The organism is Pseudomonas sp. GM41(2012) (assembly GCF_000282315.2).
Taxonomy (GTDB): Bacteria; Pseudomonadota; Gammaproteobacteria; order Pseudomonadales; family Pseudomonadaceae; genus Aquipseudomonas.
This window is the reverse complement of the sequence record NZ_AKJN02000011.1, coordinates 1-14,510: the sequence shown is the minus strand read 5'-3', so window position 1 is coordinate 14,510 and position 14,510 is coordinate 1. Positions and strand designations below refer to the sequence as shown.

Here is a 14,510-nt window from a genome sequence, read left to right as displayed (position 1 = left end):
GACATGGAATTTCTGAACGCCTTTTCCCATCTCGACTGGCCGTTGGTCCTGCAACTGACCGGGCAGCACATCACCCTCGTCGGTATCGCCGTGACCCTGGCGATTCTGGTCGGCGTGCCGCTCGGCATCCTGATGACGCGCTTCCCGACCCTCGCCGGCCCGTTGCAGGCCAGCGCCACGGTGCTGCTGACGGTGCCGTCGATTGCGCTGTTCGGCCTGCTGCTGCCGTTCTACTCCAAATTCGGCCAGGGCCTGGGCCCGATGCCGGCGATCACCGCGGTGTTTTTGTACTCGCTGCTGCCGATCATGCGTAACACCTACCTCGCCCTGACCGGCGTCGACCCCGGCATTCGCGAAGCCGCCCGCGGCATCGGCATGACCTTCGGCCAGCGCCTGCGCATGGTCGAACTGCCGATTGCGGTGCCAGTGATCCTCGCCGGTGTGCGCACCGCCGTGGTCATGAACATTGGTGTGATGACCATCGCCGCCACCATCGGCGCCGGTGGCCTTGGTGTACTTATTCTCGCTTCAATCAGCCGCAGCGACATGTCGATGCTGATCGTCGGCGCCGTGCTGGTCAGTCTCCTGGCCATCTTCGCCGACCTGCTTCTGCAATGGCTGCAACGCACGCTGACTCCAAAAGGACTGCTCAAATGATCGAACTTCAAAACCTCAGCAAGACCTTCCAAAGCAACGGCAAAGATGTGAAAGCCGTGGACTCGGTAAGCCTGACCGTCAATGAAGGCGAGATCTGTGTGTTCCTCGGGCCATCGGGCTGCGGCAAAAGCACCACGCTGAAAATGATCAATCGCCTGATCAAGCCGACCTCCGGCAAGATCCTGATCAACGGCGAAGACACCACCGACCTCGACGCCGTCACCCTGCGCCGCAACATCGGTTATGTGATCCAGCAGATCGGTCTGTTCCCGAACATGACCATCGAGGAAAACATCACCATCGTTCCGCGTCTGCTGGGCTGGGACAAACAGAAATGCCACGACCGCGCCCGCGAGTTGATGAGCATGATCAAGCTGGAACCCAAGCAGTACCTGAACCGCTACCCGCGTGAATTGTCCGGTGGCCAACAGCAGCGGATCGGCGTGATTCGTGCCTTGGCAGCCGATGCGCCGCTGTTGTTGATGGACGAACCGTTCGGCGCGGTCGACCCGATCAACCGCGAGATGATCCAGAACGAGTTCTTCGAGATGCAACGGGCGTTGAACAAGACCGTGATCATGGTCAGCCACGACATCGACGAAGCCATCAAGCTGGGCGACAAGATTGCAATCTTCCGCGCTGGCAAGCTGCTACAAATCGATCACCCGGACACGCTGCTGGCGCACCCGGCGGACGATTTTGTCAGCAACTTCGTCGGCCAGGACAGCACCCTCAAGCGTCTGTTGCTGGTGAAAGCCGAAGACGCGGCGGACAACGCGCCGTCGGTGAGCCCCGAAACGCCGGTGGCTGAAGCCCTGGAGTTGATGGACGAACTTGACCGTCGTTATGTGGTGGTCACTTGCGCCGACAATAAAGCACTGGGTTATGTACGACGTCGCGACCTGCACCGTCAGACCGGTACTTGCGCGCAGTATTTGCGCGAATTCAACGCTACCGCCGCGTTCGACGAGCATTTGCGCATCCTGCTGTCGCGGATGTACGAGTTCAACCGCTCGTGGTTGCCGGTGATGGATGCGGAGCGGGTGTTCCTGGGTGAAGTGACACAGGAATCGATTGCCGAGTATCTGAGCTCCGGTAAGTCCCGTGGGGGCAAGACCAGCATTGTGTCGCCGGCAGAGACTGCCGTCGCCTGATCTGGCGCCATCGCGAGCAGGCTCGCTCCCACTTTGGATCTGTGGTGTGCATGCAATCTATGCATCAACAAAAATCTACTGTGGGAGCGAGCCTGCTCGCGAATGGGGCAACACAAATCTCTTCTGAAACACCTCAAATATCCCTCCTACGGGAACATCACACTGTCATGCAGGTCGGTTACATCAGTAGCTGTCCGGGACCGCACGACGGATGCGTGTAAAAACGCGACATTTTTTGTTGATCTCAAGCCCCTCACGCCCTAAAGTTCGCGCCGAACGTCCATGCTGGAAACGATCCATCCGGCTCAAGTACTGACGACGAGACAGCAAGGCCAAGGGAAAGCACCGCTTCCCATGGCCTTTTTGCTTTCGGCGACATGCCTTGGGAAGTAGGCGAACCAAAGTGGGGATACGGAGGACGTTCATTTGCACCCATTGATTAATCTAGTTTGCCAGTAGGAGTTCCCAGCATGTCGATCAACGTCGAAGACTATTTCGCGCGCGATACCTTCAACAAAATGAAGGCCTTCGCCGACAAACAAGAAACCCCGTTCGTGGTGATCGACACCGCGATGATCAGCCAGGCCTATGACGACCTGCGCGCCGGTTTCGAATTCGCCAAGGTCTACTACGCAGTCAAGGCCAACCCGGCCGTCGAAATCATTGACCTGCTCAAAGAGAAAGGCTCGAACTTCGACATCGCTTCGATCTACGAGCTCGACAAAGTGATGAACCAGGGCGTCGGCCCGGATCGCATCAGCTACGGCAACACCATCAAGAAATCCAAAGACATTCGCTACTTCTACGAGAAGGGCGTGCGTCTGTATGCCACCGACTCCGAAGCCGACCTGCGCAACATCGCCAAGGCTGCACCGGGTTCGAAAGTCTACGTGCGCATCCTCACCGAAGGCTCGACCACCGCTGACTGGCCTTTGTCGCGCAAATTCGGCTGCCAGACCGACATGGCCATGGACCTGCTGATCCTCGCTCGTGACCTGGGCCTGGTGCCTTACGGCATCTCGTTCCACGTCGGCTCGCAACAGCGCGACATCAGCGTCTGGGACGCGGCGATCGCCAAGGTCAAAGTGATCTTCGAACGCCTGAAAGAAGAAGACGGCATTCACCTGAAGCTGATCAACATGGGCGGCGGCTTCCCGGCCAACTACATCACCCGCACCAACAGCCTGGAAACCTACGCTGAAGAAATCATCCGTTTCCTCAAGGAAGACTTCGGTGACGACCTGCCGGAAATCATCCTGGAACCGGGCCGTTCGTTGATCGCCAACGCCGGCATCCTGGTCAGCGAAGTAGTGCTGGTCGCCCGTAAATCCCGTACCGCCGTTGAGCGATGGGTGTACACGGATGTGGGCAAGTTCTCCGGCCTGATCGAAACCATGGACGAAGCCATCAAGTTCCCGATCTGGACCGAGAAAAAAGGTGAAGTGGAAGAAGTCGTCATCGCCGGCCCGACCTGCGACAGCGCCGACATCATGTACGAGAACTACAAGTACGGCTTGCCGCTGAACCTGGCGATTGGTGATCGTTTGTACTGGTTGTCGACCGGTGCCTACACCACCAGCTACAGCGCCGTTGAGTTCAATGGATTCCCGCCGTTGAAGTCGTTTTACGTGTAACTGACGCTTCGAGTTTCAAGCGCCCAATAAAAAACCCATGACAGTGTCATGGGTTTTTTTTATTAGAAGACCCTGGCCATTTTCAACAGTTGGTCAGACATGGATTTAACATCCTCCAGTGAGCCGGTAATCATCGGCAAAGAGGCCTTGGCACGCCTCATCGTTTGGTGAGGATGATGAGTTGCCAGCGACCGTTTGGTTTCATCGAGCATGTAGGTCCAGCGGTAGCAGAAATCACCGAGGTTGCACGCGGCAACACTGGCTTGCCGGTAAAGATCGTCAAGGCGTCCCATATGCGCTAGGGACATGGCTTGCCGTTGCGCTTGCGAGTACGGCTCGCCAGGATCGTAATCCATGCCCGGCAACCCAATTCGACCCAAGGTGTAATAGGCTTCAATCTTGGACATCGGGCCTTCGGTACTTAACGGCAATCTCAGCGATTCGATGAAGCGAATAAAAATGCTGTGGATCGACACCGCAAGTTTAGTTACCTGCAACTTGAAGTCCGTCACTGCATATCTGCAACGTTCGAGCCGCGCATAGAGTTCGTGTATCACATCAATCACATTGGCACGGGGTGCATTGCCCCAACCGGCAGACCTGACAACGGCGAACTGCTGCGGATCAATCACCGAAATCGCCAAACGCCGATTCTCGGTAACGCTGACAATCGCCTGAAACTCGCGGATAAAACCGCTCACATCCTGCAGTACCCGACTCGACACTTCACCGAGGCGAGGTACAGTAATACCGATCGTTCGCCAGCAGACTGCGTTGTCACGCGCAACTTGAATCAATGCCTGAGAATCGGGCCGAGGCAACAAGGTATATCCGGATCGAGCGATAGAATCTGAGAACCGGTTGATTTCCCCAAGTGCGCCAGGCAAGTCGTTCAAAAAAACAATGTATTGCTTCAACGAGGCAAAATTCTTTTCTGCCAATAAATAATCCAGCATCAGTCTCTCCCTGACCTGACAAATCCTCGACTGCCAGCGTCAAAGTTGCCGCTGGCAGCCCGTGGTCATCCGTTTATCAGCGCATTGGCACCGACACGGGAGCGAGGAACTTGATAAACAGCGGTGCCTGCACTTTGAATGCGTTGCTCAGTGCTTCGAGGTCGGCAAATTGCGCTGCGGCGGTCGCCGCCAGGAACTGCCGATAAGCTGCCGCAGCACTGCCATAGACAGCGGCATATTCATGTCGCGCATCCTCTATCAAAAGAATCGCCTGCAAGTATTTCATCCTGCCGAGTGATGCTTGAATAATTGAATTCTGGACATCAATCTTCTCGGCCTGGGCGTCAATCTTCAGCTTCAACTTGTCACTCTCGCGAAGCATGTCGATAAAACCAATTGTCTTTCCGGCGTCGATTAATGTTTTTTTAAGTTGGTCGATCGCCATCATTACCAGTTGAATTTGCGGAGGCGCCAAGCCCAACTGGGTGACCTTGCTGAGGGTCAGTTCAATGTCCTTGCCGAGTGCTTCAACGCCTGCCTTTTCCAAGGTAGCGATTGCGTCAGAGAGGGCTTTGCGCTCATCCCTCAGCGCCTGCAACTTCGACTGCAGATCATTGATTTCATCTTTGGCCATTTGCTCGTCGTGCGCAAAATCAACCAGGTAAGTCTGGACCAGGCGTCGATCGAACGAATCGCTGATATTCGCCAGGCATTTGTCAATTCTGGCCGATTTCTCCTTGATTACATCGGCTGCCTGTTTCAAGAGTCGCTTACGATCGCCATCGATTTCTTCGATATCTAGCGGATCAGCCTCGCTCAGTCGTTCTTTTTCGAGGTCTTCAAGACCGCTCTGAATGGTTTCGAGTTCGTACTTGCTGGTCTGAGCGGCTTCTTGTAACTCGTTGCTTCCCCGACCTACCTCTTTGACAACGCTGTCGAAGCGGCTGAACAAGTCCGGCAAGTAACCAAGCTTGACCTGCCAGGTATTGGCCTGAGTGCGCGCAGTACGCATGTGTTGGTGATGGGTACTTAATGCCACCAAGTCCAGCGGCGGATAGGCCGAATTGAACATTCTTACAACATTCATCGAACGTGCTCCCAACGGGTTATTGCGCGAAAATTCCTCCTGAGCTTCCTTGAACACCAGAATAAGAGCGTCGGCATCGGTCTCGATTTTTCTCCATGGATTAACGACCAGCCTGAATTGCGCCATGAACTGTCGCAGCGACAATGCATCGTGGATGGTAGCGATAGCCCTGGAAGAGTTTGCGACAGCATCGTGCAAGAGGTTCCAGGTATAGATAAGGTTTTTTGTCGCGATTTCAGCATCGATTGCCACGATCTCAAGACTCTGCAAGTCGTGCTTTACACGCGCCAGAGAACCCAAGGTCTGATTCATGTTGTTCAGTTTCAGAATGTCGCGATCCTGTTGGGCATACAGTTCGTTACGCGCTACACGGATGTTTTCGGCCTCGACGCCCATATAAATAGCCATCGCCAACCCGACAATGTTCATCCCGGCGGCCGCTTTCAATGCTTCCTGGACGGCGGCTTTGTACTCGGTATTTTTCAGTTCAATCTCTTTGGAGCGCTCCTCGATCTTCCCTTGAAGCGCTTTGATTTCTGCCGACAAGGTATTATTTTTTATCAGATCAACCTTTAATTGGATGCCAGGCAGAATATATTCCTGAAGATCCGTACCAAACGCATCGAGGTCTTTCTTGATATCGCTGGTAGCCTTTAAGTTTTTATCGACCTCTTCAAATATCTTGTCGAGAAAATAACCTAAATCATTGAGCGTATCGCTTTCCAATTGTAGACCTGGAAACTTGTCGCCCAACGCGACCTCCAATGCTCTGAGTTGCTCAAGCGTTCTAATATCGTGCAGGTCCAACAGATTGCCTGCCCTGACATCGGTATAAACTTCTTCCATCGATGCGCTATAAGTGAGCATGCTCGTTGCGAAGTTACTGAGGCCGCGGCCCGTCATCATGATGCGTTCGCGCAAGTCCGTCCAACGCGAGGCATGGTTGTGAGTATTGAGGAAAGTGGTCAGAAACTCCGCGGGGGAAAGGCCTGGGCCACCATTCTGACCGGCACCGAAGCGCAGATAGTCAGTAACGTCTTTCAATGTGCGCGGAAGCCTGAAAGCGGCAGCCTGATACTTGTGCAGATCGATGATTTGTTTTTTAGTCAGCAACAGTCCCGTGGCACGTACATCGCTATTAGAGTCCGAAGCGGATGCACTGATTAACCGTGCCGGTGCTTCAGCGGCGTACTGCATGATTTGCTCGGGAGAGGCGTTTTTCAGAGCGTCATCCCACAACTTATTACCAAACATAATTATTCCTTTAATTAGTCAACATACAACTGGATATTTAATAACGCGATATGCAAAGCCGAAATATTAAATCCATTCAAACTTCGCACTGACAATAAAACACAACACCGCACCGCCGCAAAGTACGGACTCACGAGAATATGTTTATAAAAAATACCAACGTCTGGCGAGCAAGCAACTAATCAGTCAGCCACTCGTTTGATAAGCCGACGGCAAACTTCAACTGTTTACTTGGTTGGCTGCCCGTGCGCGATATTCCACGGCCATTGCTTGCACTTGCGCGTGGGGCACGCTCGACAGTGTCTGCGCCGCGATACTTAAAAAAACCGAATGCCCCGCGTGCATTGCCCGGCGATACCAGACCAGCGCTTCCTCGATGTGCGAGAGTTCCACCAGAACGCTGGCATAACTGAACTGCCCACGAAAATCACCGCCCAGCGCCGAACGTCGATACCACTCAAACGCCGTCACAGGATCCGCCCGACAGTACCGCCCTTCCTCAAGATACCGCCCCAGCAAATTCATTGATTTCGCATGGCCCTGTTCCGCTGCCCGGCGATAAAGACTCAGCGCTTGCTCCTGATCTTCGATAACACCCCGCCCGGTCGCCAGCAGGTTAGCGTAGTTGTACATCGCCCAATCCAGCCCGGCTTCGGCGGCTTGCCGGTAATGCCTCGCAGCAACGGCGGCATCGGCAACGCAACCCCAACCATGCTCATGACAACGACCGAGCATGTTACGCGCCATCAAGTGCCCGCCATGGGCGGCGATCTCGAACCAACGCAAGGCCAGCGGCTGATCCTGCTCGATGCCCTGCCCGTCCAGCAGAATCTGCCCGAGCAACGCCTGAGCATCGAGTACACCTTCGCGGGCGGCGATCAGAATCGCCTGTGCCGCGCGCGCCGGGCTTTCCTCGAGCATGGCTTTGAGACGATCACCGTCGAGCACTTCCTCACGGCGCAGTTGATAACTCATACCTCGACCCAACGACGCAACAAGTTGTGATAAGTGCCGGTGAGGCGAATCAGCGAAGGGTGATCGGGCATGTCCTGGGTCAGTTGCTGGATCGCCCCGTCCATCTCGAACAGCAAGGCACGCTGGCTGTCTTCGCGGACCAGGCTTTGGGTCCAGAAGAACGAAGCGTAGCGAGTGCCGCGCGTCACGGCGTTGACCTTGTGCAAGCTGGTGCCGGGGTACAGAACCATGTCGCCGGCCGGCAGCTTCACCCGTTGAGTGCCGAAGGTGTCCTGGATTTCCAGTTCGCCGCCGTCATAGTCGTCCGGTTCGCTGAAGAACAGCGTGGCCGACAAATCGGTGCGCACCCGCTCGATGCTGCCCTTGGGCTGGCGCACGGCGTTGTCGATGTGAAAGTCGAAACTGCCACCGGCCGTGTAACAGTTCAGTAACGGAGGGAAGACTTTGTGCGGCAAGGCAGCTGACATGAACAGCGGATTTTTCCACAACCGCTCCAGCATCGCCGCGCCGACTTCCTTGGCCAGCGGGTGACCTTCCGGCAGTTGCAGATTGTGCTTGGCCTTGGCCGACTGGTAGCCGGCGGTGATCTTGCCGTCAGCCCAATCCGCCTGCTCCAGAGCCTCGCGGATGCGCTGCACTTCTTCTTTCGCGAACACGCCGGGAATGTGCAGCAGCATGGGATGACACCTGAAGGCAAAGGGGCGCCAATGGTATTGATTCTTATTGACTCTGTAAAACCCCCGTGACGAACGAGACAGCAAAAACCGTAAGGTTAAATTGTAAAGAATGTAAATTCGTCGCGAATAGTAACGTTTCGCAATTGATACAAATACCTGTTTACCCTATATTCCGCGGCCTCAAATCCTTGGGGAGGGGAATTCAAATGTCACGTCAACAACCACAAGTACCGGTCAGTTCACCACGTTTGCTCGCATCGGCCATCGGTATGGCGATTACTGCCGGCTCTGCGGGCCACATGGTTTTCGCGGCGGAAAAAGCTGACGAAAAAGCACCGAGTAATGTGATTTCTCTGGGCGCAACCGCTATCACCGGCGAAGCCCAGGACGAGACTTCCTACAACGTCGAAAAAGCCTCCTCGCCCAAGTACACCGCACCGCTTGTGGACACGCCGCGTTCGATCACCGTCATCCCGCAACAAGTGCTCAAGGACACTGGCGCCCTGAACATGCAGGACGCGCTGCGCACTGTTCCAGGCATTACCTTCGGGGCCGGTGAAGGCGGCAACCCGCAAGGCGACCGCCCATTCATTCGCGGCTTCGATGCCCAGGGCGATACGTATCTGGATGGTGTGCGCGATACCGGTTCGCAGAGCCGCGAAATCTTCGCCGTTGAGTCGATCGAAGTCAGCAAAGGCCCGAACTCGGCCATCGGTGGCCGCGGCGCTGCGGGCGGCAGCATCAACCTGGTGAGTAAAAAAGCTCACCTGGGCAACTCGCTCGATGGCGGTTTCACCTGGGGTTCCGACCAGACCCAGCGTTACACCATGGATGGCAACTATCAGTTCACCGACACCGCCGCTGGCCGTCTGAACCTGATGAGCCACGAAAGCAATGTCGCCGGTCGTGACAGCGTCGATTACGATCGCTGGGGCGTCGCGCCGTCGCTGGCCTTTGGCCTGGGCACCGACACTCGCGTCAACCTCGACTACTACCACCTGGAAAGCAACGACACGCCAGATTCCGGCATTCCATACAGCATTCCGGTCGCGGGTTCGACGGCTCGCACCAAGTCCAACCCGGACAAGCCTGACGATGGCGGCGACAGCAGCAACTTCTACGGTCTCGACGGCCGCGACTTCCGCAAGGGTCGCACCGACACCGCAACCATCGCCATCGAGCACGATCTGAGCGACGCGCTGACCGTCAAGAACACCCTGCGCCACGGCACCAGCATGCAGGACTACATCCTGACCCAGCCGGACGACAGCAAGGGCAACGTCAATAACGGCAGCGTCTGGCGTCGGGCCAACACCCGGGTCAGCAACACCGAAACCACCACTAACCAGACTGATCTGTTTGGCGACGTCTACATCGCCGGATTCAAAAACAGCTTCTCTACCGGTATCGAGTTGAGCCGTGAGGAAAGCGAAAAGTCCTCGTATAACGTCAACACCGACACCACCCCGAGAACAGCTGCAGTGACCACCAACTGCTCGCCGACATTGATTGGTGCGCCGAGCGGTTATAACTGCACCTCCTTGTCCAACCCGAACCCGAACGACCCATGGAACGGGGCAATCTCGCGTAACTACGCTGGCACCGACACCAAAGCCAACACCTATGCGCTGTATGTGTTCGACACGCTGGAGTTGTCCGAGCAATGGCTGGTGAACATGGGCCTGCGTTACGACCATTTTGATACCGAATACAAAACCTTTAACGCTGCCGGCACGACCACCTCCAAAGGCGACGACACGAGCGAGTTCGTTACCGGGCAGTTCGGCGTGGTCTACAAGCCCGCAGAAAATGGCAGCATCTATGCGTCCTACGCAACGTCCGCCACGCCACCTGGCAACACCTTGGGCGAAGGTCAGGAAGGCAACCCGCTGGGTGGTACGCCGGATCGCAACGGCAACCTGCTGAAAAGCGACATGGAACCGGAAACCACCAAGAACTACGAAATCGGTACCAAGTGGAATCTGTTGAACGACCGTCTGTCGCTGACCGCTGACATCTTCCGCACCGAGAAAGAAAACGCTCGCGTTCAAGTCAATACCACGTCGTATGAAAACGCCGGTAAAACCCGCGTTCAAGGTTTCGAACTGTCGGCCGCCGGCAAGATCACCGACAAATGGCAAGTGTTCGCCGGTTACGCTTTTATGGACAGCGAGCAAGTCGACGGCGGTCCGCTGGGTAAAGCCAACGATGGCAACGAGCTGCCTAACACACCGAAAAACAGTGCCAGCCTGTGGACGACTTATCAGGTCACGCCGAAGCTGACCATCGGTGGCGGTGCGTTTTATGTCGATGATGTGTTCGGCAGCGTGGCCAACACCACCATGGTTGATTCCTACGTTCGTTACGACGCAATGGCCGCGTACAAGCTGAGCAAAAACGTCGACCTGCAACTGAACGTGCAGAACCTGACCGATGAAACCTACTACGACAAAGCTTTCTCGACCCACTTCGCCAACCAGGCGGCGGGTCGTACAGCATTGCTGAGCACCAACTTCCACTTCTGATTGCCAGTCACACCGCAATCCCCTGTAGGAGCACAGCTTGCTGGCGATAGCGGTGTGTCAGCCGACATCAATGCTGAAGTGCCGCCGTCATCGCCAGCAAGCTGTGCTCCTACAGGCGAGAATGGAAGCTGAAATCAGGGACAGGCCCCGTTCATCCAGGTGAACGGGGCTTTTGTGCGTAATAAAGAATGTTTCTCGACAACCCACGGCATAATGCGCGCCGTGATCATTATTTTCGAACGAACAAGGCGAGTGACGTGTTGAAGAAAACCCTGTTCCAGTTGCACTGGTTTTTCGGCATCAGCGCCGGACTGGTCCTGGCCCTGATGGGCATCACCGGGGCGACGGTGTCGTTTCAGGATGAAATCCTGCGCGCGCTGAACCCTTCCGTGTTGCAGGTCGAGAAGCAGGTCGCCGGCGTCCTGCCGCCCGCCGAACTGGTGGAAAAAATCGAAGGCGCCTCCGGCAAGAAAGTCTCGATGCTCTGGGTCGAGACCGACAGCGGCAACGCCGCGCGGGTGATCTTTACCCCGCCACCGGGCGAACGACGTGGGCAGATGCGCTACTTCGACCCGTACACCGCCGAGTTCATGGGCGACGCCACTGGCCAGGATTTCTTCGGCCTGATGCTGCAACTGCACCGGTTCCTCGCCATGGGCGATACCGGTCGGCAAATCACCGGCGCGTGCACGCTGATTCTCGTGTTCTTCTGCCTGTCCGGTCTGTACCTGCGCTGGCCGCGTCAGTGGAAAAGCTGGCGTGCCTGGCTGACCCTCGACTGGAAGAAAAAAGGCCGCAGCTTCAACTGGGATTTGCACTCGGTGGCCGGTACCTGGTGCCTGGTGTTTTACCTCCTGGCAGCGCTCACCGGGTTGTCCTGGTCCTACGAGTGGTACAACAAGGGCCTGACCCGATTGCTTTCCGACTCGCCGCAGAACGAGCGCGCCCGCAGCGGTCGCGGTCCTGCGCCAAGCGGTCCGGTGCCCACTGCCGATTACGCCGCGATGTGGAGCAGCATCTACAGCGCTGCCGGCCCGGCACTGAGTGCCTACAACATACGCATGCCGCCCGTGGCCGGAAAACCGGCCACCGTGTTCTACCTGTTGAACACCTCACCCCACGACCGTGCACTGAACCAGATCACGCTGGACCCGGCGACCGGTATCGTCGCCCGGCATGATCGCTACAGCGACAAGAGCCTCAAGGCGCAACTGCTGACCAGCATTTACGCGCTGCACGTCGGCAGCTATTTCGGAATCATCGGGCGGATCATCCTGACGATCAGTGCGCTGACGATGCCGCTGTTTTTCGTCACAGGCTGGTTGTTGTACCTCGATCGTCGACGCAAGAAAAAACAGATCAAGGATGCCCGCAAAGACCTCGCACAACCGGACAATGACGCACCGGCGTGGCTGATCGGCTTTGCCAGCCAGAGCGGCTTTGCCGAGCAACTGGCGTGGCAGACCGCCGGGCAATTACAGGCTGCGGGCCTGCCGGTGAAGGTTCAGCCGCTGGCGGACGTCAGCGAGCAAGACTTGCGAGATTCCAGCAATGCGTTGTTCGTCGTCAGCACCTTCGGCGACGGTGAAGCGCCGGATAGCGCCCGGGGGTTTGAGCGCAAAGTGCTGGGCCGTACGTTGAGCCTGGAAAGCCTGAACTACGCCGTGCTCGGCCTCGGTGATCGGCAGTATCAACACTTCTGCGGATTCGCTCGACGCTTGCACACCTGGCTCGGCGAGCACGGCGGCAAGACCCTGTTCGCGCCGGTGGAGGTCGACAGCGGCGACCCTTACGCCTTGCGTCACTGGCAGCAGCAACTGGGTCTGCTGACCGGACAGGCGCCCGTGGACACCTGGCAAGCGCCAAGCTATGACAACTGGAACCTGATCCGCCGTGAGCTGCTCAATCCTGACAGCAGCGGTTCGGGCGTTTACCTGCTCGGCCTCACCGCCCCCACCACCAGCAGCTGGCTGGCCGGTGACCTGGTGGAAGTGTTGCCGCGCAATTGTCCGTGGGCGATCGAACATTTCCTCGATGGCCTGGGCATTGACGGTCGCGCCACGGTTGCGCTCGATGGCCTGTCGCAACCACTGGAGCAAGCCCTCGCCAGTCGACAACTGCCGGAAAACAGAGCTCACCTGGTCGGCCTGCATGCCCAGGCGCTGGTGGATGCGCTGGTGCCCCTGGCCATGCGCGAATACTCCATCGCCTCGATCGCCGCCGATGGCGTTCTCGAACTGATCGTGCGCCAGGAACTGCATCCTGACGGCAGCCTGGGTGTCGGCTCCGGCTGGCTGACTGAACACGCCCCGGTGGGCGGCACCATCAGTTTGCGCGTGCGGCGCAACAGCGGTTTCCACCTGCCGGTCGAACCGGTGCCGATGATCCTGCTGGGCAACGGCACCGGCCTGGCCGGGCTGCGCAGTTTGCTCAAGGCGCGGATCGCCGATGGCCAGCAACGTCATTGGCTGTTGTTCGGCGAACGCAATCGCGAGCATGACTACTTGTGTCGTGATGAGCTTGAGGAGTGGTTGATTTCGGGGGATCTGGAGCGGCTGGACCTGGCGTTCTCGCGGGATCAGGCCGAGAAGATCTACGTGCAGGATCGACTGCGCGAGTCGGCGGACGAATTGAAAAAATGGCTGGCGGAGGGTGCGGTCATTTACATCTGCGGCAGCTTGCAAGGGATGGCTTCAGGCGTGGATCACGTGCTCAACGAAATACTCGGAATTGCAGAGGTCGACCGGTTGATTGAGCAAGGCCGCTATCGCCGCGACGTCTACTAAAAGTCCCCCTCACCCTAGCCCTCTCCCAGAGGGAGAGGGGACTGACCGAGTTGTTCTTAGAGTTACATCGACCTGAAAAATAGAGTCGAACTCAGGCTTTGAAAACGATGAGAATCGGCTCCCTTTCCCCCTCTCCCCCTTGGGGAGAGGGATGGGCGGGCGGCGTTCCGATGAGGGGTCGATTTCAAGATGAATCGCAATACCTCAGCTACAGTAAAACCTCCATCCCCCCTTCACACGGACGTGAAGCATGCCCACCCGCCCCACTCCCAACCAACGCCAATTCGCCCGCCACCTGCGTACCCACCAAACCGACTGCGAACTGCTGCTCTGGCAAAAACTTCGTTCTCGGCAAATCGCCAATCTGAAATTTCGTCGGCAGTTTCCATGCCCGCCGTACTTCCTCGATTTTTATTGCGTGGAACTGAAGTTGGCCATCGAACTGGATGGTGGTCAGCATTACGAGACGACGGCAAAAATACATGACCAGCGTCGAACGCTTTACCTTAAGCAGCATGGTATTGAGGTTGTGCGGTTTAGCAATCTAGAGGTAATTGAGCGGATGAGTGATGTGCTTGAGCAGATCCTGAGGTTTGCTGTGAATCGAACGTCGTGATTCTGATCTTAAATCCCCCCTCACCCTAACCCTCTCCCAGAGGGAGAGGGGATTGACCGTGGGTTTCTGTAGAAAATCTGCGACCTGAAACAGCTGCGTTGAATCCATAATCGACTCGGACATTCAGGTCGATGTACAGCGCAAGACACCTCGGTCGGCTCCCTCTCCCCTTTGGGGAGAGGGCTGGGG

General features: G+C 56.8%; 10 protein-coding genes. 6 read left to right on the top strand and 4 right to left on the bottom strand.

The genetic code is table 11. From position 1 onward, the window contains the following. Positions 1-3 precede the first annotated feature (3 nt). The 3 genes from PMI27_RS02835 to PMI27_RS02845 all read left to right on the top strand — a co-directional run bounded on the left by PMI27_RS02835 (position 4) and on the right by PMI27_RS02845 (position 3,445). The gene (locus PMI27_RS02835) at positions 4-657 is read left to right on the top strand and encodes an ABC transporter permease (RefSeq protein WP_008148960.1); all 654 of its coding nucleotides are present in this window, start codon (positions 4-6) and stop codon (positions 655-657) included. Continuing rightward, a complete protein-coding gene (locus PMI27_RS02840) occupies positions 654-1,811 on the top strand; it encodes an osmoprotectant ABC transporter ATP-binding protein OsmV (RefSeq protein WP_008148962.1) in 1,158 nt (385 codons plus the stop codon). The genes PMI27_RS02835 and PMI27_RS02840 overlap by 4 nt, the downstream gene beginning before the upstream one ends. 470 nt (positions 1,812-2,281) lie before the next feature. Continuing rightward, a complete protein-coding gene (locus PMI27_RS02845; protein WP_008148964.1) occupies positions 2,282-3,445 on the top strand; it encodes a type III PLP-dependent enzyme in 1,164 nt (387 codons plus the stop codon). Positions 3,446-3,507: 62 nt separating this feature from the next. Here the strand turns inward: PMI27_RS02845 and PMI27_RS02850 are convergent, their stop codons facing one another. The 4 genes from PMI27_RS02850 to PMI27_RS02865 all read right to left on the bottom strand — a co-directional run bounded on the left by PMI27_RS02850 (position 3,508) and on the right by PMI27_RS02865 (position 8,394). Continuing rightward, on the bottom strand, positions 3,508-4,401 hold the full coding sequence (locus tag PMI27_RS02850; protein WP_008148966.1) for a hypothetical protein: 894 nt from the start codon (positions 4,399-4,401) through the stop codon (positions 3,508-3,510). A 76-nt stretch (positions 4,402-4,477) separates the two neighbouring features. Continuing rightward, entirely contained in the window at positions 4,478-6,742 is a 2,265-nt protein-coding gene (locus PMI27_RS02855; protein WP_008148968.1) for an alpha-xenorhabdolysin family binary toxin subunit A, read from the bottom strand. Positions 6,743-6,961: 219 nt separating this feature from the next. After that, a complete protein-coding gene (locus tag PMI27_RS02860) occupies positions 6,962-7,717 on the bottom strand; it encodes a tetratricopeptide repeat protein (protein WP_008148970.1) in 756 nt (251 codons plus the stop codon). After that, positions 7,714-8,394: a Fe2+-dependent dioxygenase gene (locus PMI27_RS02865; RefSeq protein WP_008148973.1), complete on the bottom strand. Its 681-nt coding sequence runs from the start codon at positions 8,392-8,394 to the stop codon at positions 7,714-7,716. The genes PMI27_RS02860 and PMI27_RS02865 overlap by 4 nt, the downstream gene beginning before the upstream one ends. Positions 8,395-8,600: 206 nt before the next feature. Between PMI27_RS02865 and PMI27_RS02870 the strand changes: the two genes are divergently transcribed. From PMI27_RS02870 to PMI27_RS30820, 3 genes are all read left to right on the top strand, one after another. Next, a complete protein-coding gene (locus PMI27_RS02870; protein ID WP_008148976.1) occupies positions 8,601-10,919 on the top strand; it encodes a TonB-dependent receptor in 2,319 nt (772 codons plus the stop codon). Between the two features lie 257 nt (positions 10,920-11,176). Continuing rightward, on the top strand, positions 11,177-13,705 hold the full coding sequence (locus PMI27_RS02875; protein WP_008148978.1) for a PepSY domain-containing protein: 2,529 nt from the start codon (positions 11,177-11,179) through the stop codon (positions 13,703-13,705). 250 nt (positions 13,706-13,955) lie between these two features. Beyond that, complete coding sequence (locus PMI27_RS30820; protein WP_008148981.1) at positions 13,956-14,321, top strand: endonuclease domain-containing protein; 366 nt, start codon at positions 13,956-13,958, stop codon at positions 14,319-14,321. Positions 14,322-14,510: the final 189 nt, after the last annotated feature.

What these genes read in the sequence shown, in the direction of transcription:
- PMI27_RS02850 (WP_008148966.1), bottom strand. Translation starts at nt 4,401, where the DNA reads ATGCTGGATTATTTATTGGCAGAAAAGAATTTTGCCTCGTTGAAGCAA.
- PMI27_RS02860 (WP_008148970.1), bottom strand. Translation starts at nt 7,717, where the DNA reads ATGAGTTATCAACTGCGCCGTGAGGAAGTGCTCGACGGTGATCGTCTC.
- PMI27_RS30820 (WP_008148981.1), top strand. Translation starts at nt 13,956, where the DNA reads ATGCCCACCCGCCCCACTCCCAACCAACGCCAATTCGCCCGCCACCTG.
- PMI27_RS02845 (WP_008148964.1), top strand. Translation starts at nt 2,282, where the DNA reads ATGTCGATCAACGTCGAAGACTATTTCGCGCGCGATACCTTCAACAAA.
- PMI27_RS02870 (WP_008148976.1), top strand. Translation starts at nt 8,601, where the DNA reads ATGTCACGTCAACAACCACAAGTACCGGTCAGTTCACCACGTTTGCTC.
- PMI27_RS02835 (WP_008148960.1), top strand. Translation starts at nt 4, where the DNA reads ATGGAATTTCTGAACGCCTTTTCCCATCTCGACTGGCCGTTGGTCCTG.
- PMI27_RS02840 (WP_008148962.1), top strand. Translation starts at nt 654, where the DNA reads ATGATCGAACTTCAAAACCTCAGCAAGACCTTCCAAAGCAACGGCAAA.
- PMI27_RS02855 (WP_008148968.1), bottom strand. Translation starts at nt 6,742, where the DNA reads ATGTTTGGTAATAAGTTGTGGGATGACGCTCTGAAAAACGCCTCTCCC.
- PMI27_RS02865 (WP_008148973.1), bottom strand. Translation starts at nt 8,394, where the DNA reads ATGCTGCTGCACATTCCCGGCGTGTTCGCGAAAGAAGAAGTGCAGCGC.